This is a genomic window from Mesorhizobium sp. 1B3, from assembly GCF_050958605.1.
Taxonomy (GTDB): domain Bacteria; phylum Pseudomonadota; class Alphaproteobacteria; order Rhizobiales; family Rhizobiaceae.
Window position 1 is genome coordinate 737768 of sequence record NZ_JBJHDO010000002.1, and the last position, 22390, is coordinate 760157.

Annotated in this window: 19 protein-coding genes; 9 read left to right on the forward strand and 10 right to left on the reverse strand. The window is 63.2% G+C overall.

The window, feature by feature from the left end; translation table 11 throughout:
• Position 1 precedes the first annotated feature (1 nt).
• From ACCO56_RS08500 to ACCO56_RS08515, 4 genes are all read right to left on the reverse strand, one after another.
• The gene (locus ACCO56_RS08500; protein ID WP_433639550.1) at positions 2-790 is read right to left on the reverse strand and encodes an ABC transporter permease; all 789 of its coding nucleotides are present in this window, start codon (positions 788-790) and stop codon (positions 2-4) included.
• On the reverse strand, positions 787-1638 hold the full coding sequence (locus tag ACCO56_RS08505; RefSeq protein WP_433639551.1) for an ABC transporter permease: 852 nt from the start codon (positions 1636-1638) through the stop codon (positions 787-789). Before ACCO56_RS08505 ends, ACCO56_RS08500 begins: the two co-directional genes overlap by 4 nt.
• Positions 1635-2702 (reverse strand): ABC transporter ATP-binding protein, encoded by a 1068-nt coding sequence (locus ACCO56_RS08510; RefSeq protein ID WP_433639553.1) that lies wholly within the window; start codon positions 2700-2702, stop codon positions 1635-1637. Before ACCO56_RS08510 ends, ACCO56_RS08505 begins: the two co-directional genes overlap by 4 nt.
• Before the next feature lie 132 nt (positions 2703-2834).
• Entirely contained in the window at positions 2835-3863 is a 1029-nt protein-coding gene (locus ACCO56_RS08515; RefSeq protein WP_433639555.1) for an ABC transporter substrate-binding protein, read from the reverse strand.
• 191 nt (positions 3864-4054) lie between these two features.
• On the opposite strand from ACCO56_RS08515, the gene ACCO56_RS08520 reads away from it, so the two are divergent.
• Together ACCO56_RS08520 and ACCO56_RS08525 are read left to right on the forward strand one after the other, a co-directional pair.
• The gene (locus tag ACCO56_RS08520) at positions 4055-4570 is read left to right on the forward strand and encodes a MarR family winged helix-turn-helix transcriptional regulator (protein ID WP_433639557.1); all 516 of its coding nucleotides are present in this window, start codon (positions 4055-4057) and stop codon (positions 4568-4570) included.
• Between the two features lie 12 nt (positions 4571-4582).
• Complete coding sequence (locus ACCO56_RS08525) at positions 4583-5770, forward strand: alpha-hydroxy acid oxidase (protein WP_433639558.1); 1188 nt, start codon at positions 4583-4585, stop codon at positions 5768-5770.
• Positions 5771-5971: 201 nt separating this feature from the next.
• On the opposite strand, the gene ACCO56_RS08530 is transcribed toward ACCO56_RS08525, so the two are convergent.
• The 6 genes from ACCO56_RS08530 to ACCO56_RS08555 are packed head-to-tail and all read right to left on the reverse strand — an operon-like array spanning position 5972 to position 11471.
• A complete protein-coding gene (locus ACCO56_RS08530; protein ID WP_433639559.1) occupies positions 5972-6478 on the reverse strand; it encodes an L-2-amino-thiazoline-4-carboxylic acid hydrolase in 507 nt (168 codons plus the stop codon).
• Complete coding sequence (locus ACCO56_RS08535) at positions 6475-7275, reverse strand: ATP-binding cassette domain-containing protein (protein ID WP_433639561.1); 801 nt, start codon at positions 7273-7275, stop codon at positions 6475-6477. The genes ACCO56_RS08530 and ACCO56_RS08535 overlap by 4 nt, the downstream gene beginning before the upstream one ends.
• Positions 7272-8057, reverse strand: coding sequence for an ABC transporter ATP-binding protein (locus tag ACCO56_RS08540; RefSeq protein WP_433639562.1), 786 nt, complete (start codon positions 8055-8057; stop codon positions 7272-7274). The genes ACCO56_RS08535 and ACCO56_RS08540 overlap by 4 nt, the downstream gene beginning before the upstream one ends.
• On the reverse strand, positions 8057-8881 hold the full coding sequence (locus tag ACCO56_RS08545; RefSeq protein ID WP_433639563.1) for an ABC transporter permease: 825 nt from the start codon (positions 8879-8881) through the stop codon (positions 8057-8059). Before ACCO56_RS08545 ends, ACCO56_RS08540 begins: the two co-directional genes overlap by 1 nt.
• Positions 8878-9864: an ABC transporter permease gene (locus ACCO56_RS08550; RefSeq protein ID WP_433639565.1), complete on the reverse strand. Its 987-nt coding sequence runs from the start codon at positions 9862-9864 to the stop codon at positions 8878-8880. The genes ACCO56_RS08545 and ACCO56_RS08550 overlap by 4 nt, the downstream gene beginning before the upstream one ends.
• Positions 9861-11471: an ABC transporter substrate-binding protein gene (locus ACCO56_RS08555; protein ID WP_433639567.1), complete on the reverse strand. Its 1611-nt coding sequence runs from the start codon at positions 11469-11471 to the stop codon at positions 9861-9863. The genes ACCO56_RS08550 and ACCO56_RS08555 overlap by 4 nt, the downstream gene beginning before the upstream one ends.
• A 324-nt stretch (positions 11472-11795) precedes the next feature.
• Here ACCO56_RS08555 and ACCO56_RS08560 point away from each other — a divergent pair, with 324 nt between their 5' ends.
• The 7 genes from ACCO56_RS08560 (at position 11796) to ACCO56_RS08590 (ending at position 22266) form a co-directional block, all read left to right on the forward strand.
• Positions 11796-12821 (forward strand): sulfate ABC transporter substrate-binding protein, encoded by a 1026-nt coding sequence (locus ACCO56_RS08560; RefSeq protein ID WP_433639569.1) that lies wholly within the window; start codon positions 11796-11798, stop codon positions 12819-12821.
• Between the two features lie 14 nt (positions 12822-12835).
• Positions 12836-13687, forward strand: a complete 852-nt coding sequence (gene cysT, locus ACCO56_RS08565) for a sulfate ABC transporter permease subunit CysT (protein WP_433639572.1) — start codon at positions 12836-12838, stop codon at positions 13685-13687.
• Entirely contained in the window at positions 13680-14564 is an 885-nt protein-coding gene (gene cysW / locus ACCO56_RS08570; RefSeq protein ID WP_433639574.1) for a sulfate ABC transporter permease subunit CysW, read from the forward strand. The genes cysT and cysW overlap by 8 nt, the downstream gene beginning before the upstream one ends.
• A gap of 17 nt (positions 14565-14581) precedes the next feature.
• Positions 14582-15628 carry a sulfate/molybdate ABC transporter ATP-binding protein gene (locus ACCO56_RS08575; RefSeq protein ID WP_433639576.1) on the forward strand — a complete coding sequence of 349 codons (1047 nt, stop codon included), beginning with the start codon at positions 14582-14584 and terminating at the stop codon, positions 15626-15628.
• Between the two features lie 697 nt (positions 15629-16325).
• The gene (locus tag ACCO56_RS08580) at positions 16326-18263 is read left to right on the forward strand and encodes a DUF4011 domain-containing protein (protein ID WP_433639579.1); all 1938 of its coding nucleotides are present in this window, start codon (positions 16326-16328) and stop codon (positions 18261-18263) included.
• Positions 18215-22072 carry a DUF3320 domain-containing protein gene (locus ACCO56_RS08585; RefSeq protein WP_433639844.1) on the forward strand — a complete coding sequence of 1286 codons (3858 nt, stop codon included), beginning with the start codon at positions 18215-18217 and terminating at the stop codon, positions 22070-22072. Before ACCO56_RS08580 ends, ACCO56_RS08585 begins: the two co-directional genes overlap by 49 nt.
• Positions 22069-22266, forward strand: a complete 198-nt coding sequence (locus ACCO56_RS08590; RefSeq protein WP_433639582.1) for a hypothetical protein — start codon at positions 22069-22071, stop codon at positions 22264-22266. Before ACCO56_RS08585 ends, ACCO56_RS08590 begins: the two co-directional genes overlap by 4 nt.
• The last annotated feature ends 124 nt before the right edge of the window (positions 22267-22390 follow it).

Below are 22390 nucleotides of genomic sequence, written 5' to 3' on the forward strand. Positions count from 1 at the left end.
GTCAAACGAAGCGGTGGAATCCGGTCCAGCGCTCTGCGACGAGCAGCACGATAGCCGTCCCGATGATAAGGAGCGTCGACACTGCGGCCACGCTCGGGTTCACGCCCATCTCCACCGAGGTGAAGATGAGGATGGGCAGGGTGGTGTCCCTCGGCCCCGCCAGGAAGATCGTTACCGGCACGTTCTCCATCGAAGTGACGAAGGAGAACAGCGCGCCGGCAACGAGGCCCGGTTTGATGAGCGGCAATGTCACCAGCCGAAAGGTAGTGATGCCGCCTGCTCCCAGCACGCGCGCCGCCTCTTCGACAGAAAGATCGAGGCCTGAGAGGCTCGCGAGCGCCGAGCGCACGATGTAGGGAACGGTGATGACGACATGGGCGATCAGCAGCACCCAGAAGCTGCCGCGCATGCCGACCAGCGTAAAATATTGCAGTAGCGCCACGCCTATCACCACCGACGGGATGATGAGAGGCGCCATCAACAGGGAAGTCAGAGCCTCGGAAACAGGTATCATCTTGCGGAAAATGGCATAGGAGGCGGCGACGCCCAGCACCAGAGAGATGACGGTCGACCCGACGGCAAGGACAAGGCTGTTCCAGATCGCGTCGATGTAGGTACGATCGGTCAGCACTTCCTTGAACCAGTCCAGCGTCCAGCCTTGCGGCGGAATCGTCAGGTACGAGGTCTCGCTGAACGAGGCGAGCATCACCACGATCACTGGAACCTGCAGGAACAGGATCACGAGCAGCGCGAGCGAGGAAACGGCAAAACCGGGTTGTTGTTCGTTCATGCCAAACCCGCCCAGCGTTTGGTCATCCGGCTGGAAATCCAGATGATAAGGATGGTGGAGATTGCCAGCGCGAATGACAGCGCCGAGCCGCTCGGCCAGTCGAGAAGCTGCATGTACTCGTCATAGATAAGCGTCGCCATGACTTGATAGGTCGGCCCGCCGAGCATACGCGGAGTCACCAGCGCGCTGATGGTGAGCACGAAGACGAGGATCGAGCCGGCGATGATGCCGGGCGCGGTCAGCGGCAGCGTTACCGAACGGAAGACGTGCAGGCGGCTGGAGCCGAGAGTCGAAGCTGCCGCCTCAACGTCCCTCGGCACGTTCTGCAACGCTGCTACCAGCATCAGCACCATGAAGGGCAGGTAGATGTGGGTGAGGCCGATCATCAGGCCGGTCATGTTGAACATCAGCTTCAGCGGCTTCTCGATCAAGCCGATGTCGATCAACAGGTTGTTGACGACGCCGCGATTAGTCAGAAGCACGATCCAGCCGAACGAGCGCACAACGAGATTGAGCATCAGCGGAAAGATGACCAGCAGCGTCAGCGCCAGCCGCCAGCGCGGGTTGCCGCGTACAATCAGATAGGCGACCGGATATCCGAGCAGCAGGCAACTCGCCGTGACTGCGGCGCCGAGGCCGATCGTGCGCAGCACCACTTCGAGATAGAACTCGTCGGTGACGATGCGGGCATAATTGGCGAGCGTCCACGAATCCCGAGCTATGCCGCTGCCCGGCTGGTATTCCTGAAAGCTCGTCGGCAGCAGTAGAAGCAGCGGAACGACAAAGGCGGCCACCAGCACGAACAGCAGCGGCGAGAGCAGCAGAATTCCGGTGCGCATCGACTTCATGCGCTTTTCCCGCCAGGCAGGATAATGATGTCCTGTGGTCTGATGTGGGCGAAAACGGCCTCACCATGGGCAAGGGTCGCCGCATTGCCGGAGGAAGGGACCTCGACGACGATTTCAGACGACGTGCCTAGCCGGACGACATACTGCACCTGCGCGCCGGAAAAGGAACGTAGCGCGATGGTTCCGGGAACGGCCTCCCCGTCCTTGCCTACCTCGCGGGACAGGGTCACGGCTTCCTGACGGATGAACACCTCGACGGCCTCGCCATTCTTTGCGGTGAGGTTCGTCGGGCGCAGCACCAGTCCGCCCGGAAGCTCCACCGTTCCGCCCTTGACCGTCGCGGCGAGCCGGTTCGGCTTGCCGATGAAGCCGGCGACGAAGGCGGTGGCCGGACGATGGTAAATCTCTTCCGGTGAAGCGAATTGCTGGATGACGCCATCATTCATGACGCAGACTCGGTCCGACAGCGACAGCGCTTCGGCCTGATCGTGGGTAACGAACAGTGTCGTGATTTTGAGGTCGCTCTGCAGCCGCTTGAGCTCGATCTGCATCTCGTCGCGCAGCTTGGCGTCCAGATTGGACAGCGGTTCGTCGAACAGAAGCACGCTCGGACGCGGTGCGATAGCACGCGCCATAGCGACGCGCTGCTGCTGGCCACCGGAAAGCTGGCGCGGATAGCGCTCGCCGTAGCCGGCAAGCCGTACCAGGGCGAGCGCTTCCTCGACCCGCGTAGTCAGCGCGGGCCCGCTTTCGCCCTTGCGGCGCAAGCCGAAGGCGACGTTCTCGAACACGGTCATGTGCGGAAACAGCGCATAGGATTGGAACACCAGCCCGACATTGCGCTTGTTGGGTGGCAGTCGGGTGATATCGCGGCCGCCGACAGTAATGGTCCCGGCGCTCGGCTCTATCAGCCCGGCCACCATGCGCAGGATTGTCGTCTTGCCGCAGCCCGATGGCCCCAGCAGCGACACGAACTCACCTTCGGCGATCTCCAGCGACACGTCCTTCACTACGGACACCTTGCCGTAGCGCTTCACGAGATGCTCTAGGGAAACGTTGCTCATTCGACCTCAGAGGATTGCCCTGAACCGCATCGGGGCATCAAGCCGGAGGGGAGTGTCTGCCTCCGGCAAACGTTGGCTGGAACGGGGCTACCACCGCGTATCAGGGCGATCCCGAACTCTGGCGAACCGGTCTTAGCGCAGAACTTCGCGCTGCCAGCGGCGGGTCCACTCGGGGAGGCGTTTGGCCATCTCATCAGGTTTCAGGAACAGCATCTTATCCAGCGCTTCGCCGGTCGGAACGATGGCCGAGATTTCGTCCGAAAGCTTGACGTTTTTGTTGACCGGACCGATGAACTGGTGCTCCGAGAAGCACTTCTGGTTGTCGGCGTCGAGGATGGTGTCGATGAACTTGAGCGCCAGCTCTTCCTGCTCGGTACCCTTGGGAATCGAGACGGTCGGGCGGATGGCGACCGCGCCCTCGACAGGGTAGGCGGCCGCGAGCGGCAGGCCTTTGGCGGCGGCGATGCCGGCGCGATCCGGATACCATACGGCGATATCGATCTCGTCGCGCTCGAACAGTGCAACCACCTGATCGGCCTGCGCGTAGAGCAGCACGGAGGATTTGGCCAGCGGCTTGATCTTTTCGATACCCGGCGTGATGTCGTCGATCGTGCCGCCTTCCATCTCGTTGACAGCGGCGAGGAACTGCCAACCGCTGGTGCCGGAAACGTCGCCAATGGTGACGCGGCCTTCATATTTCGGGTCGAACAGGTCTTTCCACGACGTTGGCGGCGTGGTGATCTTGTCCTTGTTGTAGATGATGGTGGTCGCGCCCAGCATGGCGGCGACATAGGCGTCATTCGCGCCCCATGCGCCCTCGATGATCTCCGGCGCATTGCTCAGCTTGGAACGGTCAAGCGGCACCAGCAGGTCTTCGTTTGCCATCTGCACGGCGAAGGCGTCATCCGCGAAGACGACATCCATGTCCGATTGGCCGGCGGTCGCGCGCACGGAAGCCGCATGCTGCGACGAACTGCCAAGCTTCATGACGACGTCGGCCCCGGTGGCCTTCTTGAACGGCTCGACATAGCAGGCTTTCACATTGTCCGCGAAGGAACCGCCGAACGAACCCACGACGAGTTCGGCCGCCGATGCGACGCTCGATACGGCGACAAGGGCAGCGACTGCCGTTGCGGCTGCGAGGTAGGAATACGATCTCATAGACAAGCTCCCATTAAGAATGCGGGTCGCCCTTTCGGTCACGCATCATTCCAAAAAGGCTAGCATCAGGGATCTTATCTTTCAAGAAAGATATATTAAAGATAATCTAACTTGCGTATGAGAGTTTTGACGCAGCGGCGAAAGGCGCGTCTGCTGCCGGACACGGAAACGCCCGTTAGGGAGGCCGATCTTTGAGCAAGGCCGAAATTCGGTATTGGGAACTGGACCGCGTCGGACGCGGCATGGCGCTCTGGCAACGGGAGAGGCCGGACATCGATTGCAGTGGCAAGGCGGTGGTCGGGCGCATTCTGCATTTGCACGATATCATCCTGCGCGCGGTTGATCGGGCACTTGCGCCGCACGGGCTGAAATATCCGACCTACGCCGTGCTCGCGACCATCCGCGCTTATGGCGCGCCCTACCGCATGTCACCGAGCGACCTGCTTTCCACCCTGCTTCTGTCCTCAGGCGGCCTATCGAACCTGCTGCGCCGTATGGAAGAGGACGGCCTCATCCGGCGCATGGCTGACAAACGCGACGGTCGCGGTGTGATCGTCGAACTGACCGAAAAGGGAATCGCCGCCGCCGACGCCAGCATGGCCGACCATGCTGCGGTCGAGCGTGAACTCTCCGCCTGCCTTCCGCCCGAACTGCACGAAACCGTAGCGCGCGGGCTCGGACTGATGATCACGGTCGCCGAGCGCTGAGACGAGCACGCGATGCGACGCTTGAAGAACGTTGTCAATGTCGACGAGGTAAGGCTGGCGGCGCGGCGCTATCTGCCGGGGTTCCTCTACGACTTCATAGAAGGCGGCGTCGATGGCGAGGAAGGGCTCGCTCGAAACGAATCGGCCTTTTCGCAACATTCTCTGATGCCGCGCTATTTGATTGACGTTTCCCGACGCAACACGGCAACGAAGTTGTTCGGCCGCAGTTACGCCATGCCCTTCGGCATTTCGCCGACCGGACCGGCGGCGCTGTTCCGCCCCGATGCCGACCTGCTGCTTGCCCGCGCTGCGGCGGACGCCAACGTGCCTTTCATTCTGTCAGGCGCCGCTGGCGCAGCGCTGGAGGATATCCACGCCGTCGCTCCCGGTCGCAACTGGTTTCAGCTCTACACAGCGCGCGAACGGCAAATCTCCCATGACCAGATTCGGCGTGCCGCCGACGTCGGGATGGACGTTTTGGTCGTCACCGTCGACACGCCGGTCACGCCGAAGCGCGAACGACACCTACGTAACCGCATCAGTGTCCCCTTTGAAATTACACCCGGCATCGTCCTACGCATGACGAGGGAGTTGCTGATGCATCCGACATGGTTCGCACGCTTCTTCGCCAGTGGCGGCATGCCGGCCATGGCCAATTGGACGGCCTATATGTCTGCTGGTGCTTCGGCAGCTGAAAGCGCCACATTCTTCTTCAATCAGGCGTTTGTTCCCGGTGATGTCGGTACGCCGAGCTGGCGAGATCTGGAGACCTATCGCAACCTCTGGAAAGGCACGCTCGTCGTGAAGGGTTTTCTCCACCCTGACGACGCAGTGCGCGCGGCAGACATCGGATGCGACGGCTTGATCGTTTCCAACCATGGCGGCAAGGCGCTGGATCGCGCGCCCGCCTCGCTCGACGCGTTACCAGCGATCAAAAAGGCGGTAGGCGGCCGTATGACGCTGATGCTCGACAGCGGAGTACGACGAGGATCGGATGTGGTGATCGCCCTGTGTCTTGGGGCGGACTTCGTCTTCGCAGGGCGGCCGACATTATACGGGGTCGCTATCGGGGGACAGGCCGGTGCGAAGAAGGTGCTGGACATCATTGCCCATGAGATCGATCTGATCATGGCAACGATAGGCTGTGACTCCACCGACCGGCTTGATGAACATTTTCTCACGGAGGAGACGAAGCGGTGAGAGTGCGCCGAGTGCTCCGGTCGCAGATCGAAGTGCCGCCGGCGAAGCTGGCTCAACTTGCCCATCTCATTGGTCCTGTTCTCAAGATTGCGCTTCAACAGCAGCAATCCTTCAAAACAGAAGCGTCACCCGCAAACCTCCATACCATCTGCCGCGTCAGCGGCTTCGTTCAATTCTAATCTCAACAAGCCTTAACCAAGATCAATCCTCCGCTACGTCCCGGTCGGCCAGTCGAATGTGGCAGCAGCCGGATCCGTGTCCCGGCCGCCAGGTGATATTCTCGAAACGGACGCCCGTCGCCTCGAACAGGCCCCGGTCGAACGCACCGGCAATGCGGCACAGAACCGTCAGCCTTTCCTCGCCGACGCCGGCTTCCACCCAGGCGTCCTTCAAAGGGCACCGCTTGACGCGGAAAGCAATGTGCGTGTCGCCGCGCTCCACTTCCGTCGGATACATGCGACCGCCATCGGGGCTGGCCGCCAGGAAAGCCTCGCCGATCGCGCGAGCGTCGTTCGCCCCGAAGCCGGCGAAGGCGGATGAGGCGACCTCCCGTCCACGCTTCGCTATCGCACGGGTCATGAGGGCTTCGGCCTCCGCGAGGCCGACCGCTGCCTCCAATTCATCGAGAAAAAGCCGATAGAGGTCAGCTCGGTTGCGGAACGCCGCATCGAGCTCCCGTGACAGCATCTCGATGCGCTGGTCGGTCATGGTGGTGTCCCTCCCGAGACGGCGGATGCGGGCAGGCGCGGGATTGCCGCGACCAGTGCCGCCGCGGCAGCCGACTGCGGAGCCGTGATCACGTCGTGCGCCGTTCCGGTTTCGACGATACGCCCTTGGTCCATGACGGCCACCCGATGGGCGATGGTTCGGACCACGGCGAGATCGTGGGTGACGAAGAGATAGCTCGTGCCGTCCCGCTCCTGGATTCCGATGAGCAGATTGAGGATCTGCCGGCGCGTGGCGACGTCGAGCGCCGAAACGGCTTCGTCCAGCACGATCAGGGAAGGCTTGGAGGCGATGGCGCGCGCGATCGCCACGCGCTGCCGCTGTCCCCCGGAGATCTCATGGATCGGACGTGAAGCGAAATCGTAGGGCAGTCCGACGCGATCGAGCAGCGCGGCGATGGCGCGGGGCCGCTCGGCGCGGCTGGCGATGCGGTGGATGCGCAGCGGATCGGCAAGTACCCGGCCGACAGTGGCGCGCGGGTTGAAGGCGGCGTGCGGATCCTGGAACACCATCTGAAGCCGGGCGCGCGTGCGGCGCAGGGCGGTGCCGCGCAGCGCCAGCAGGTCCGCGCCTTCGAAGCGCACGCTTCCGCCGTCGGGCTCGGTCAGGCGTAGAACGATACGGGCAAGCGTCGACTTGCCGCTGCCGGATGCCCCGACCAGGGCGAGAGTTTCACCCGGCCGGATCGTCAGGTCGACACCGGCAAGCGCCGTGATCGTCCGCCCGGAGCGCCGGAAGCTCTTGGCCAGCCCCCCGATATCGAGCAGTGGTTCGCTCATCGACCCGTCTCCGGAGCGCTGCGCCACGGCGTGTCCGCGTATGCCTCGACCAACGGTCGCGTGTAAGCGGCGCGCGGCGAGCCGATGACGTCTTCCGTCGGTCCGGCCTCGACGAGATGACCGTTGCGCAAGACCAGAATGCGCCGGGCGAGCTGTGCCGCAAGGGCGATATCATGGGTTATGAAGAGGAGCGACATGCCTTCCACCGCCACGATCTCGCGGATCAGCGAGACGATGCCGGCCTGGACGACGGTGTCGAGCGCGCTCGTCGCTTCATCGGTGATCAGTAGCCTCGGTCCCGCCGCAATGGCCGCGGCGATCGCGACGCGCTGCTTCTGGCCCCCCGAGAGCTGGTGTGGATAGGCCTTCGCGAGAGATGCCGGATCCGGCAGGCTGACCCGCGCCAGCAATCGCTCGGCATGGGTGAAGGCCTCACGCCACCGCATCCCAAGATGGGCGCGCGCGACTTCCGCGACCTGCTCGCCGACCGTGAGCACGGGATCGAGGCTCGCGGCGGGATCCTGGAACACGAAGCCGATGTCCCTGCCAAGGACCGGACCTTTGTCGAACAGAGGCCAGGCAAGCCGGCCGCCCATGCGCGCTTCGGGCGGCAGCAGGTCCGCGATCGCCCGGGCAAGCGTGCTCTTGCCCGAACCGCTTTCGCCGATGACGGCGATGCATTCGCCCTCCTCGACGTCGAGATCGATCCGGGACAGAGCCGTCACGTCGCGGTCGCCGCGGCGATAGGCGACTTGCAGGTCCGATACGGCAAGAAGAGGCATCAGGCGTATCTCCGCTTTGCGGCGGACGCTTCGACCAGGCCTTCGCCGAAGAGATAAACGCCGAGCACCGCGGTGACGAGGGCAAGGCCGGGGATGATCGACAGATAGGGCGCGGAGCGCAGAACCGTGCGGCCTTCGGCGATCATGCTGCCCCAAGTCACCCGGTTGGGATCGCCGAGCCCGAGGAAGGAGAGGGCGGCCTCGGTGAGAATTGCCCCGGCCACGATCATCGAGGACAAGGCGAGCACCGGCGGTAGTGCATTGGGCAGGATCTCGCGAAAGGCAATCGTCAGCGGATGCATGCCGATGACGCGGTTGCCAGCGACATAATCGCGTTCGCGGATCGACAGCACCTCGGCGCGGGCAATCCGGGCAGGGCCGGTCCAGGCGCCAAGCGCGATCGCGACCACCACGACCGCAAGCGAAGGACCGGCGACGCTGACGAAGGCGAGAGCCAGAAGGAAGCCAGGCACCGTCTGAAAGGCGTCGGTGATGCGCATGAGCAGTTCGTCGACAAGGCCTCCGGCGAACCCGGCCAATGTGCCGATCACCGCGCCGACGGCGATGGCCGCCGCCGCGGCGGCGAGGCTCACGGCCAGGGAGGTTCGGGCGCCGTGGACGAGACCGGCGAGGACATCCCGACCGAGCCTGTCCGTGCCGAGGGGATGGGCGGCGTCCTGGAAGGGGCCGAGCAGGGCGGGCCCCGCAATCGACAGCGGGTCGCGGGGAAAGAGGTAAGGAGCGCCAACGGCGAGGGCGGCCAGGACAAGAAGGATCAGCGTTCCCGCCAGGCCTTCAGGCGTGCGGAGAAGCCGCACGGTCATGGCGTCGCCTCGTCGGCGCCGACGCGCGGATCGAGAAGCGCATAGACGATGTCGACGGCGAGATTGACGAGGATCACCAGGACAGCGCTGATCAGGATGATGCCGAGCAGGAGCGGGGCATCGCGAGACGCGACGGCTTCCTGCGCGAGCCTTCCGATCCCGGGCACGGCGAACACGCTCTCGATCACCACGCTGCCGCCCAGCATCGATGCCGATTGGAGGCCGAGCATGGTGACGAGCGGCAGGAGGGCGTTGCGGGCGACATGGCGCAGGATCAGTCGCTGGCGCGAAATGCCGCGCGCCTTTGCGGCGGCGATGAAGTCCATCCGCCAGATCTCCGCCATGCCCGACCGCATCATCCGCAAATAAAGCGCGAGATAGATGAAGCCGAGGGCGGCGACGGGAAGGACCAGATGCCGGGCGATGTCCAAGGCCCGCTCGAACCCCGTCTTGCCCGAAGCAATCGTTTCGATACCACCGATCGGCAGCCAGCGGAGCTGGATCGAGAAGATAACGATCAGAACGAGCCCGAGCCAGAAACCCGGCACGGCATAAAGGGCGAGCGAAGCGAGGGACAGGGTCCGGTCGCGCAAGGAGCCGGGGCGAGCGCCGGCGACAATGCCGAGAAGCGTACCGAGCCCGAAGGAGAGCGCCGTTGCCGAGCCCATCAGGAGAAAGGTGGTGGGCAACCGTTCGACGATGACGTCCAGGATGGGACGGGAAAAGCTGACGGACCAGCCGAGATCACCGCGCAGGAGCGCCCACAGGTAAGTTGCAAAACGCGTCGTCGGTGATTGGTCGAGTCCCCATTGGCGACGCAGCTCCTCGATCAGCCCGGCATCGCCTCCGACGGAGACCGCATAGGCGTCGACTGCATCGCCGGGAGCTGCCTCGAGCAGCAGGAACGTGCCGGCGATAACGATCAGGAGCACCGGCACGGCGCCGAGCAGGCGACGTCTCAGGAGGATAAGCGCGCGTTTCACGCTGCGAGCCAGGTATCCGCCCAGTTCGAAACGGCCCAGCGCGGATTATTGGAAACGTTCCTGACGACGCTGCGGGCAACCGTCGTGAAGCCCCACTCGGCAACGTTGATGAGCGGAAGGTCCGCGGCGACTTTCGCCTGGAAGTCGCGATAGAGCGCAATGCGCGCTTGCGGATCGAGCGTCTGCGCAGCTTCGGTGATGATGCCGTCGAGTTCGCGGTTGGCATAGCCCCCCTGGTTGGAAAACGGGACGCCTGCCGGAATACCGCTTTCCACAAGAATGGTCGTCGAGATCGCCGGGTCGCCCCGGAAGACAGGGGGAGCGACGGCAAGGTCGAAGGCGTGGTCGGTGTAGACCGCCTTCTGGTGCCCGGCCGAGTCGTTGTTGACGAGTTCCGCGGCAATGCCGATCTGCGCCAGCGCTTGACGAAGATAGTCGCCGAACTGCCTGGTTTCGTTAAAGTAAGGAGCCGGCAGCAGCTTCAGTCTGAATCGCGTCCCGTCGGCGCCGCGCGGATAGCCGGCTTCGTCGAGAAGGGCGTTCGCCTTGGCGACATCGAAGGCATAGGTCGGCACGTCCGGCGTGTAGAATTGCTTGTCGTTGCGCGGCACCGGCCCGGTCGCAGCGGCCGCGTAGCCGAGGAAGATGGTCTTGACGACGAATTCCTTGTCGATCGCATGGGCGATCGCCTGGCGCACCCTGAGATCGGCAAGTTCCTTCCGGCGGTGATTGATCTCGACGACGAGCTGGTAGGTCAGCGCTTCGTAGCCGCGCGTGACGACATCGATGCCGGGCACTTTGGAGATGCGATCGAGGTCGGCCAGGGGTACGGCCGAGAAGGCGGCAAGATGGATCTCTTCGGCCTCGAGCGCACCGGCCGCGGCAGCGCGGTCCGGCAGAACCCTGTAGATGATCTCGTCGAGATAGGGCTCCCTCTCCTGCCAATAGTCGGCGTATCGCTCAAGCCGATAGAACTCGCCAGCCCTGTGCTCGGCAAACCTGTAAGGTCCAGTGCCGATGGGCGCGATGTTGGCTGGGTTGGTTGCTATGTCGGTGCCGTCGTAAACATGCTTCGGTACGACGCTGGTGAGCGCCGGCAACGCGTTCCGGATGAGTTGGAACGGCGTCGGACTGGCAAACCGGAATACAGCAGTGTGGTCGTCGGGCGTCTCGACCGTCTCCAGATCCTTGAACACGACGCGGCCGAGATTCTGCAGGGGTTTCCAGAGGTTGAGGGCCGAGAAGGCGACATCGGCCGACGTGAAGGGCTTGGCATCGTGCCATTTCACGCCGCTGCGAAGCTTGAAGGTCGCGGAGCGGCCGTCAGGCGCGCCTTCCCATGCGAGGGCGAGGCGTGGCGACAGCCCCTCCTTGCCGTCGAAGGAGGCTTCGGCCAAGGGCTCGACCACCTTGCTGGAGACGAAGAATACTCCGTTCGACGCGACGATAGCCGGATTGAGGTTGCGCGGTTCGGAATCAGCCGCGACGACCAGGCGCCCGCCGCGTTGCGGCTCTTCGGCGCTTGCGATCCTCGGCAGGGCCGTCGAGGCCAGAAGTGCCGTACCGCCTTGGAGTAGCACGCGTCGTGAAACACCACTCGAACTCATTTCCTTGCTTCCTCCATGGCGGACGCACGCTACGTTTCAGCATGTGTTCCAGCCAAGCATAGCATTCCTGGACACGCCGAAACGGCGAAAATCATTGCCACTTCCTGTCGCCTTGTTGCAACGGTGGGAATTGGGCCACAGCCGGATGGACGCTGCGTCTGGGGAACAGAAGGAGCCAGGGCCGATCAACCTGCAGAAACGCAAATCCGAGGGGGGAAGGGGTTGACGGAAGGATTTTGCGTCCAACCTTTCAACAATGGAATGACCGTAGCATCCGTTTCTCTACCGTTTCGATAGAGTATGGAGAAATCCACGGAGGCAGACATGATCCATTACCCGCGGACGCTTCTCGCCGGTTTCCTGGCCGGCGCGTTCCAGCTAGGAGCCCTGGGATATGCCCTAGCCGACACGACGCTGCTCAACGTTTCCTATGATCCCACGCGCGAACTCTACAAGGAATTCAACGAGGCCTTCGCCAGGAAGTGGAAGGCCGACACAGGCGAGACCGTGACCATCCGGAGTTCGCATGGCGGGTCTGGCAAGCAGGCGCGCGCCGTGATCGACGGGCTCGATGCGGATGTCGTGACATTGGCGCTGGAAAGCGACATCAATGCCATTGTCGAAAACGCGAAGAAGATCTCGCCGGACTGGCGAGGCAGGCTGCCCAACAACTCCTCGCCCTATACGTCGACGATCATTTTCCTCGTGCGCAAAGGTAATCCGAAAGGCATCGCGGATTGGGGCGATCTCGTGAAGGAGGGCGTGCAGGTCATCACGCCCAATCCGAAGACGTCGGGCGGCGCACGCTGGAACTATCTTGCCGCATGGTCGTGGGCCAACACGCAGTACGGTGGCGACGAAACCAAGATCAGGGAATATATCGGCAATCTGTTCGCGCATGTTCCGGTCCTGGATACGGGCGCTCGCGGGTCGACGGTGACCTTCGCCGAACGCGGCTTGGGCGATGTGCTGCTGGCCTGGGAGAATGAGGCCTATCTGGCGCTCGACGAGTTCGGCGCCGAGAAGTTCGACATCGTGATCCCGCCGACCTCTATCCTGGCGGAGCCGCCCGTGGCCGTGGTCGACGGCAATGTCGATGCGAAGGGCACTCGCAAGGTGGCGCAGGCCTATCTGGAGTATCTCTATTCCGAAGAAGGTCAGCGGCTCGCCGCGAAGCACCACTATCGCCCGTCCAAACCGGAACTGGTGCCGGCCGAGGAACTGCAGAAGCTTCCGGAGATCAAGCTTGTGTCCATCGACGACCCGATCTTCGGCGGTTGGAAGAAAGCCCAGCCCTACCATTTCGGCGAAGGGGGCGTGTTCGACCAGATCTACAAGCCGGCAAGATAAAAGTACGGGCACCGATGGCCACAGCACCCGCGGCGGCGGGGGAGGGCTTCAGAACGCCGAGCGTCATTCCGGGTTTCGGATTGACGCTCGGCTTCTCGCTTGCCTACCTCGCCCTCATCATCCTGATCCCGCTTTCCGGTCTCGCCTGGCGATCGGCCTCCCTCGGCTGGGCCGAGTTCTGGTCGATTGCGACTGGCCCACGTACGTTGGCGGCCTTGAAGATCAGCTTCGGCGCCTCGCTGATCGCGGCGGCCGTCAATGTGGTATTCGGGACGATCGTCGCTTGGGTCCTGGTCCGTTACGAATTCCCCGGCCGGCGTGTCGTCGATGCCATGGTGGATTTGCCCTTCGCGCTTCCCACGGCCGTTGCCGGCATCGCGCTCACGACGCTTTACGCTCCTAACGGATGGATCGGCAGCTTGCTCGACCCGCTCGGCATCAAGGTCGCCTACACTCCGCTCGGCATCGTCATCGCCTTGATCTTCATCGGCCTGCCTTTCGTCGTGCGCACGGTTCAGCCGGTCATGGAAGAGATCGACAGGGAAGTTGAGGAAGCCGCCGCCACGCTCGGCGCAAACCGCTTCCAGACGGTAACGCGCGTGCTGGCACCCGGTCTGATGCCGGCCGTCATCACCGGTTTCGCCCTGGCCTTCGCGCGCGCCGTCGGGGAATACGGCTCCGTCATCTTCATCGCTGGCAATCTGCCTTACGTATCCGAGATCGCGCCGTTGCTCATCGTCATCAGGCTTGAAGAGTACGACTATGCCGGCGCGACAGCGGTCGCCGCGATCATGCTGATCATCGCCTTCGTCATGCTTCTCGTGATCAATCTTCTCCAATCGTGGAGCCGTCGGCGCTATGGCTGATCTCAGGGGCTATTACGACAATCCGGAAGTCGCCGAGGCAGCCTCGCCTATAACCGAAGGGCCGTTTGCGCGGCTGGCATTGATGCTGACGGCGTTCGCCTTTCTCGGCATCTTCCTTCTCCTGCCCCTCATCGTCGTCTTCATCGAAGCCTTCGCCAAGGGCACGGAAACTTATTTCTCGGCGCTTGCCGATAGCGACACGGTGTCCGCGATCCGCCTGACGCTGTTGGTGGCGGCGATTTCGGTGCCGCTCAATATGGCGTTCGGCGTGGCCGCCGCCTGGGCGATCGCCAAGTTCGAATTCAAGGGCAAGGCCTTCCTGATCACATTGATCGACCTGCCGTTCTCCGTCTCGCCGGTGATCTCGGGTCTCGTCTACGTGCTTCTCTTCGGCGCCGGCAGCCTTCTTGGACCTTGGCTGAAGGCACACGGCATCGAGATATTGTTCGCGGTCCCTGGCATCGTGCTCGCCACCATCTTCGTCACCTTTCCCTTCGTCGCGCGTGAACTGATCCCGCTGATGCAGGAGCAGGGGACAGGCGACGAAGAGGCGGCGCTGTCGCTCGGCGCCAGCGGCTGGCAGACCTTCTGGTACGTCACCCTGCCGAACATCAAATGGGGCCTGCTCTACGGAGTGTTGCTGTGCAATGCGCGGGCCATGGGCGAATTCGGAGCCGTTTCGGTTGTCTCCGGCCACATACGCGGCCTGACCAACACCATGCCTCTCCATGTCGAGATACTTTATAACGAGTATAATGCGGCCGGCGCCTTTGCCGTCGCTTCGCTGCTTGCCGGTCTGGCGCTGGTCACGCTCGTTCTGAAGACGTTGCTCGAGATGCGCTACGGCCACGCAATCGCCGCCAACCGCGGCCACTGAAGAGGAATTTCCGCCGCATGGAAGTACGCGTCGTCAACGTGCGCAAGGAATTCGAGCGGTTCGCAGCGCTCCACGATGTTTCGCTCGATATACGCTCGGGCGAGCTCATCGCCTTGCTGGGACCATCCGGTTCCGGCAAGACGACGCTTCTGCGCCTGATCGCGGGACTCGAGCGGCCGACTAGCGGGGCAATCTTCTTCGGCGAGGAAGACGCCTCGCACAAAACCGTCCAGGAACGCAATGTCGGTTTCGTCTTCCAGCATTACGCGCTGTTCCGCCACATGACGGTGCTGGAAAATATCGGCTTCGGCTTGAAAGTGCGAAAGAGAGAGCGTCCTTCCGATGCGGAGATCCGCCGACGCGCTTCGGAGCTGCTCGACCTCGTCCAGCTTTCCGGCCTGGAGAAACGGTACCCCGCCCAGCTTTCGGGCGGGCAGCGCCAACGCGTGGCGCTCGCGCGAGCACTTGCGATCGAGCCGAGGGTTCTGCTCCTCGACGAGCCGTTCGGCGCGCTCGACGCCCAGGTGCGGCGCGAGCTCCGCCGTTGGTTGCGCCAACTTCATGACCGCATAGGACATACGACCGTTTTCGTGACGCACGATCAGGAGGAAGCGCTCGAACTGGCCGACCGTGTGGTCGTGATGAGCCAGGGCGCCATCGAGCAGGTTGGCACGGCCGACGAGGTCTACGACACCCCCAATTCGCCCTTCGTCTATGGCTTCATCGGTGATTCCAGTTCGCTGCCGGTCAAGGTCGAAGGCGGCGAGGTGTGGATCGCCGATCGCCCGCTCGGCCTCCCGGCACCGGATCTTCCGGCCGGCGAAGCGCTGCTCTTCTTCCGCCCTCATGATATCGAATTGGTTGAAGGCTGCAGCGGCTGCATTGCCGGCACCGTGGCCACAAGCCACCGTTTCGCCGCGACGCGGCGGGTCGAGCTGGAGGTCGGCGGCGCCCGGCAGCGCGTCGAAATCGAACTGCCGGTGGACCATCCGGCGGCACAAAAAAGCCGCCTCGCTTTCCGGCCGAAGAAGTGGAAGCTGTTTCCGGTCGCGGGAGCGGGTTAGGCGGGTTCGACCAGATATGATCCTTTCCAGCTGCTCTAGCCATGCCTGCTGAACGACCGCTTTGCGCCTCATTCAGTCATGAGGTAGCACTGCACGTCTCCCGCAACCGGCCATTAACGTCGGTGAGGCCATCAGAAGGAAGTTCAACCATAACGCGCTGCCAGCGTGTTCAGATGGCGGGCATCCACATGATCCATCATCATCACGGCGAGCGCGCTCCCGGCAGATCGGGTATCCTCTATCGTCATCGATGAGAAAAAGATCAGAGCGTCATGTTTGCCTCGAGTGTGATTCAACTTGCGTAAGCAGCTTTAGTGCAACGAGAATAGGGCGCACAACATTCGGCATCAGATAGCTGTGCTCAAAGGGTTCTCTCCCGAAGCTTGGAAGCTGCCGATCGCGTCCTCGCGATGAAAGAAGCCACTTCCATAAATTGAAAACCTCGCTAGTCTCACCACTGGGGGACTTAATAGTGGGTTCGGATTCCGATTCGGCGCTTAATGGGAGCGCTTCAGAGGGCGGGCATGGCGTAGTCAGCATCCTTGCAGATGTAGCCTGCTCCTTCACGTACGCGTCTTATCAGAACGCGGTTCCCGTCGTTCGTTCGATCAGTATCGAGAACTCTTCGCAGCGACACTTCGAGAAGCTGCGGGTTGAAATGTCATCGACGCCGCCGTTCTTGCATTCCAAGACTTGGATGATCGACCGTCTCGTTCCGGGGGATCGATTGCCACTGGCCGATCGAAAGGTGGAGTTGGACGCGGGGTACCTCGCAGGCCTCAACGAGGCCGAGCGTGGCGAGATCACGCTTAGGCTGCTTGCGGGAACGGAGGTATTGGACGAGCGCCGCCAATCCGTCAGGCTTCTCGCGCGTGACGAGTGGGGCGGTGTCGCCGACATGGCGCAATTGCTGCCAGCCTTCGTCATGCCGAACGACCCCGCAACATCGGCAATCCTGCGAAAGGCGGCGGACCGGCTTGCAGCGCACGGCCATTCGTCGGGACTGGACGGCTATCAGTCGCAGGACCCGCAGCGCGCCTACATGCTGACCGCGGCGATATACTCCGCAATTGCCGCGATGGGGCTCCATTATGCCGAACCGCCGGCCAGTTTCGAGAGCCGTGGCCAGAAGGTCAGACGCCCCGGCACGATCGCGGAGGAGATGCTCGCGACATGCCTGGACACGACGCTTCTGTTCTGCGCCGCCTTGGAGGCGTCGGGGCTGCATCCCGTCATCCTGATGTTCGACGGGCATGCTGCGGCAGGCGTGTGGCTCGCCAAGCGCACCTTCGGCAACGCCATCGAAACCGACCAGATGGAGGTGCGCAAGGCGTTGGCGGCCCGCGAACTAATCGTCTTCGAGACGACTGGCGTTACGCATCGACCTGCCATGACAATGGAGGCGGCCCACCGCGTCCTCGACAGGCGCCTCGCCGAGGAGGAAACGAACGCCTTCGTGGCGGCAATCGACGTGAGGCGCGCGCGAAGCGGCGGGATTACGCCGCTGGCTTCTCATGAACCCCTTCGGCGCTCGACGCCGGACGAGGAACTCCCGCCGGTGGCGGACCTACCGCTGCCCCAGCCGCCTTCGCTCGGCGCCTTGCCGAGCGATATGGTGGAGGAAAAACCCACGACCGCGGCGGGCCGGATCGACCGCTGGCAGAAGAAGCTGCTCGACCTGACGCTCCGCAACCGTCTCCTCAACTTTCCGGAGTCGAAGAAGACGATTCCGTTCCTGTGCACCGACGTGGCCTACCTTGAGGATAGACTCGCCACCGGCGCGGCGATCCGCGTCATCTCGCTGCCGGAGCAGAACCCGCTCGGCAAGCGCGACGCAGCCCTCTATCGCGACCTGCACGGTCGCGACCTCCAACGCACCTTTGCGGCGGAGGCCCTGCTCCGGGACGAGTTGCCCTCGCCCCTCGACGCCAAGCAGCTCGAAGCCCGTCTGATCGACCTCTATCGACAGGTTCGCAACGACTTTGCCGAGGGCGGCGCCAATACGCTTTTCCTGGCGGTGGGGTTCCTGCGCTGGAAGAAGAAGCCGGACGATGAGCGCAGCTACCGGGCACCCCTTCTGCTCGTGCCGATCCGGCTCGAACGCCGCAGCGCCAGTTCGCAATTCACGATACGATTCCACGAGGACGAGCCGCGCTTCAACGCGACGCTTCTGCAGTTCCTGGAGCGGGATTTCGATCTCAAACTGCCGCAATTCTCGGGCGACCTTCCGCGCGACGAAAATGGGATCGACGTACCCCAAGTACTGGCGGCCATGCGAAAAGCCGTGCGTGACGTTCCTGGCATGGAGGTCATCGACGAAACCGCCCTGTCCACCTTCTCCTTCGCCAAGTTCCTTATGTGGAAGGACCTGGTCGAGCGGACCGATGCGCTTCGTCAGAACCGCGTCGTGCGGCACCTGATCGCACGCCCGAGCAGTCCTTCAACCAGGACGACAGGCAATCTTCCTTCCGGGATGAGCGCGATCTCGACCGGGCCTATGCGCCATCGGACATCATCTCGCTCCTGCCCGCGGATTCTTCCCAGACCGCCGCGAGCCTTGCCGCAGCCGAAGGTCTGGACTTCGTCATCGTCGGACCGCCCGGGACGGGCAAGAGCCAGACCATCGCGAACATGATCGCAAACTGCCTCGCCAAAGGCCGGACGGTGCTGTTTGTGGCGGAGAAGACCGCTGCGCTTGACGTCGTCTACCGGCGCCTGCGCGAGCATGGGCTCGGCAACCAATGTATCGAGCTTCACTCCAACAAGGCGGACCGGAAGCATTTTCTGGGGCAGCTCAAGGCGGCCTGGGAGCACGGCAGCAGTATCGACGCATCGGAATGGGTCGCCGTCAATGAACGCCTCAAGCTCCATCGAGACCAGCTCAACGCCTATGTCGAGGCTCTTCACAAGCGGCATCCGAACGGTTGGACGCCGTACCTCGCACTCGGCATCGCCTTGAAGGCGGGCGATGCTCCGGCTCCAGACCTATTGTGGACGGAACGTGACGCCCACGACTCGGAGACGCTCAGGGCGCTGGAGGAACTCGCCGCAGAAACCGGGCTGGTTTTCGCCTCGGTAGAACGCCATCCGGCACTGAGCCTCGTCGATGCCCAGGAATGGACCTCGGAGTGGCAGGATTCGTTGATCGCCGCGGCGCAATCGCTTCGCAACGCCGCCAATCTCCTGCATGACGTAACGTCAGCCTATCTCTCATGTCTCGGCTTGGCGCCGATGGATAGGACATCCCATGACGAACTGCAGGCGCTGTCGGGGCTCGCGACCGAGCTCCACCGAAGCCAGGGGGTCGACATTTCGATCGCCTTCGATTGCGACTTCGCGCAGCTGAGCCCGGCTCTCGAAGATCTCGGCCGTTCGATCGAAGCCTACCGGAGCGCGGAACAAGGCGCAGCCGCGTCCTATCCGGAGAGCGCGGTGCGCGACCTCGACCCGGAAGGATTGGAACGCGAGTGGCGGGACGCCGAAGCGTCATTCTGGCCGGGCTCAATGCTTGGCAAGCGTAAAATCCAGAAGCGGCTCCAGGCCCATGCGAGCCAGGGAACGGCAGATCCCCGCCGCGATCTTCCCCTCCTGCGGCGCATGAAAGAGTGCCGCGCGAGAATCGAGGCAAACTTGCTTTCCGGCAAGCCGCTGCCGATAGACGGGCTCGCCACCGACACAGGACTCGTTGCCCGGATTCTCGATCTCGCCAACCGGCTTCGCGGGGCGCTACGGCTGCCCGGGCGAAGCTCGGACGAGATCCGATCCGCCATTCGGGCCATCGCGCCTTGCCTGGGCGGAAACCCGGGCGATCGGGTGCGGCAGATCGGTGCGCGTCTGCTCGCAGCGTCGCAGGGAGTGGAAACTGCCGGAACGCGATTCGCGGAAGTCGGCGGGACGGGAAGCTTGGCCAAACTGGAGCTTCGAGATCTCGTCGAGCGGCTCGCCGGTCTCGTGGATGCCCGGCATCTGTTGCGTAACTGGGCCGCGTGGTGCGGCGTGAGGCGTCGGGCCGTGTTCAATGGTCTCGAGCCATTCGTTGAAGGACTGGAGGCGCAGGCGATCCTGCCCGGCGAAGCCCGGGCCGCTTTTCGCCTCGCTTATGCCCGATGGTGGCTGCCGAAAGTCGTTGACGGCGACCCGGTGCTGAGGAACTTCAGGCGCTTCCAGCACGAGAACGCAATCAAGGAGTTCCGCGAAATCGACGATCTGGTGCGGACCCACGCCACACGGCGCGTCATCAGCGCGGTCGCGCACGGATTGCCTTCCGTGACAGGCGTGCCGCGCAACTCCGAACTGGGCCTTCTTCGTCACCAGATGGAGTTGCAACGGCCGAGCCAGTCGATCCGCGACATGATCGGTAAGATGCCGCAGGCTTTTCCGAAGCTCGCGCCGTGCATGCTGATGTCGCCCCTTTCGATCGCCCAGTACTTGCCGCCGAACCAGGCGCTGTTTGATGTCGTGATCTTCGACGAGGCCTCGCAGATCACGACGTGGGATGCCGTCGGTGCCATCGCCCGCGCCCGCCAGACGATCATCGTCGGCGACCCGAAACAGCTGCCGCCAACCAACTTCTTTGGCCGCAACGAGGACGACGAGGATGTCGCGGACCACGAGAAGGATCTAGAGAGCATTCTCGACGAGGCGCGGGCATCCGGCATCCCGGTCCGCGACCTGAGATGGCACTATCGCAGCCGCAGCGAGTCCTTGATCGCCTTTTCGAACCATCACTACTACCAAAACCGTCTAGTGACCTTCCCGTCGCCCGCCGTGGAGGACCGGGCGGTAAGCCTGCGCAAGGTCCCGGACGGCGTCTACGATCGTGGTAAGAGCCGCACCAACCGCATCGAGGCCGTGGCAGTCGCCGCCGAGGCAGTGTCGCGCATGAAGCGCTGGCTGAAGCTGCCGGAGCGCGAGCGCCCGACGCTCGGCGTGATCACCTTCAACGCACAGCAGCAGTCGCTCATCCTCGACTTGCTCGACGCGGCCCGACGCGCCGAGTCCGATCTCGAATGGTTCTTCGCGGAAGACAGGGTCGAGCCGACGATCGTGAAGAATCTGGAAAACGTTCAAGGAGACGAGCGCGACGTGATCCTGTTCTCGATCACGTTCTGGAAGGACATAGCGGGAAAGCTAACCATGGATTTCGGCGCGTTGAACCGCGACGGCGGCGAACGCCGACTCAATGTGGCGGTGACCCGCGCTCGGCAGGAACTGGTCGTCTTCTCGGGCTTCACCGCTGACCAGATCGATCCCAGCCGAACAAAGGCGCTGGCGGTGCAGCACCTCAAGACCTTCCTCGACTATGCCGAACGCGGGTCGACAGCTCTGGCCGCGGAGGAGCGCGGATCGGTGGGCGGCTTCGATTCACCCTTCGAGGAAGCCGTTGCCGCGCAATTGGAACAGCGCGGTTGGATGGTCGTGCCTCAAGTTGGAATCTCGGGTTTCCGCATTGATCTGGGCATCCGGCATCCTGACCTCGCGGGCGCCTATCTGGCAGGAATCGAATGCGACGGGGCGACCTACCACGGTTCAGCCACCGCCCGCGACCGGGACAAGGTCCGCGAGCAGGTTCTGAGGGGACTTGGCTGGAATATTGTGCGGGTCTGGTCGACGGACTGGTGGTTCGACACAAAGGGCTGCGCCGAGCGACTGCATGAGAGCCTTGAAGTTATCCTCAAGGAGAGCCGCGAGCGGCGCTCGGAAGCGCAAGCCGACGTCTTGGCGCATTGGGACATGGGGCATGAGGTCGAAGGGATAGAGGAGATTCGGGACGAAGACGCCGGAGCGTCCAGCGACGCGGCGCATCCTGCGCCGTCGAGCGTAGAAGAGGCCGAACTCGTTTCATCCCCTGCTATACCGGCTCCGAAGAAGCTGGCAGAGGACGCAAGGTCGGCGGCTCCCGCGCGGGGGCCGGTAGAACGCTCCGGATACCGCCTCACCGATCTCTCGGGATTCACGGCAAACCCGGAACTCTTTTATGCGTTCACTTACCGCGACACGCTCAGGGGAATGATCGAGGCTGTGATCGAGACGGAAGGCCCGCTGCTTGCCGACGTATTGGCGCAACGGATAGCGCGCGCTCATGGCTGGCTGAGGACCGGTGGGCGGATTCGTGAGAGGATCAATCTACACCTGCGCGGCTACGACACAACGAACGAATCCAGCGGCGTCTTCCTTTGGAAGAAGGGGACCATAGCCGAGACACTGGCATACCGGTCGCCGGCCAACGAGGAGTCTCGCCGGGCGATCTCGGACATCCCGCTCGCTGAGCTGGCATCCGTAGTTATCGACAATCCCGATCTGCTCGACATGCCGGATCCGGCCCGCGACATGGCGCGGCTCCTTGGAGTTGAGCGACTCGCCGCCACCTCGCGCGCACGACTTGACGATGCTATCGCCCGGGCTCGGCTCCATATGGCCGCTGCGCAAGAAAGCACCACATGATGTCCCGCTTTATCCATTCGAGTGACCTGCATTTTGGAAAGCATTTCGGCGACCTGCCGGAGCGGCTGCGCGAGGCACCCCGTCAGACAATCGGAAAGCTTGCAGATCACGCGCGCAAGCTCGGCGTCACCACGGTGCTGCTGGCCGGCGACACCTTTGACACCGAAACACCGGGAGGGGATGTGCGACGCTAGGCGCTTGCCGAGATGCGCCACCGAGAGGATGTTCGAGGGGCTGCAGCGCCAGGCTGGCAACCAGCAGATCATCGTCTTTTCCTGTCGCCAGCGTGCGTTTCAGAGGTTTGGGGGGAAATGCACT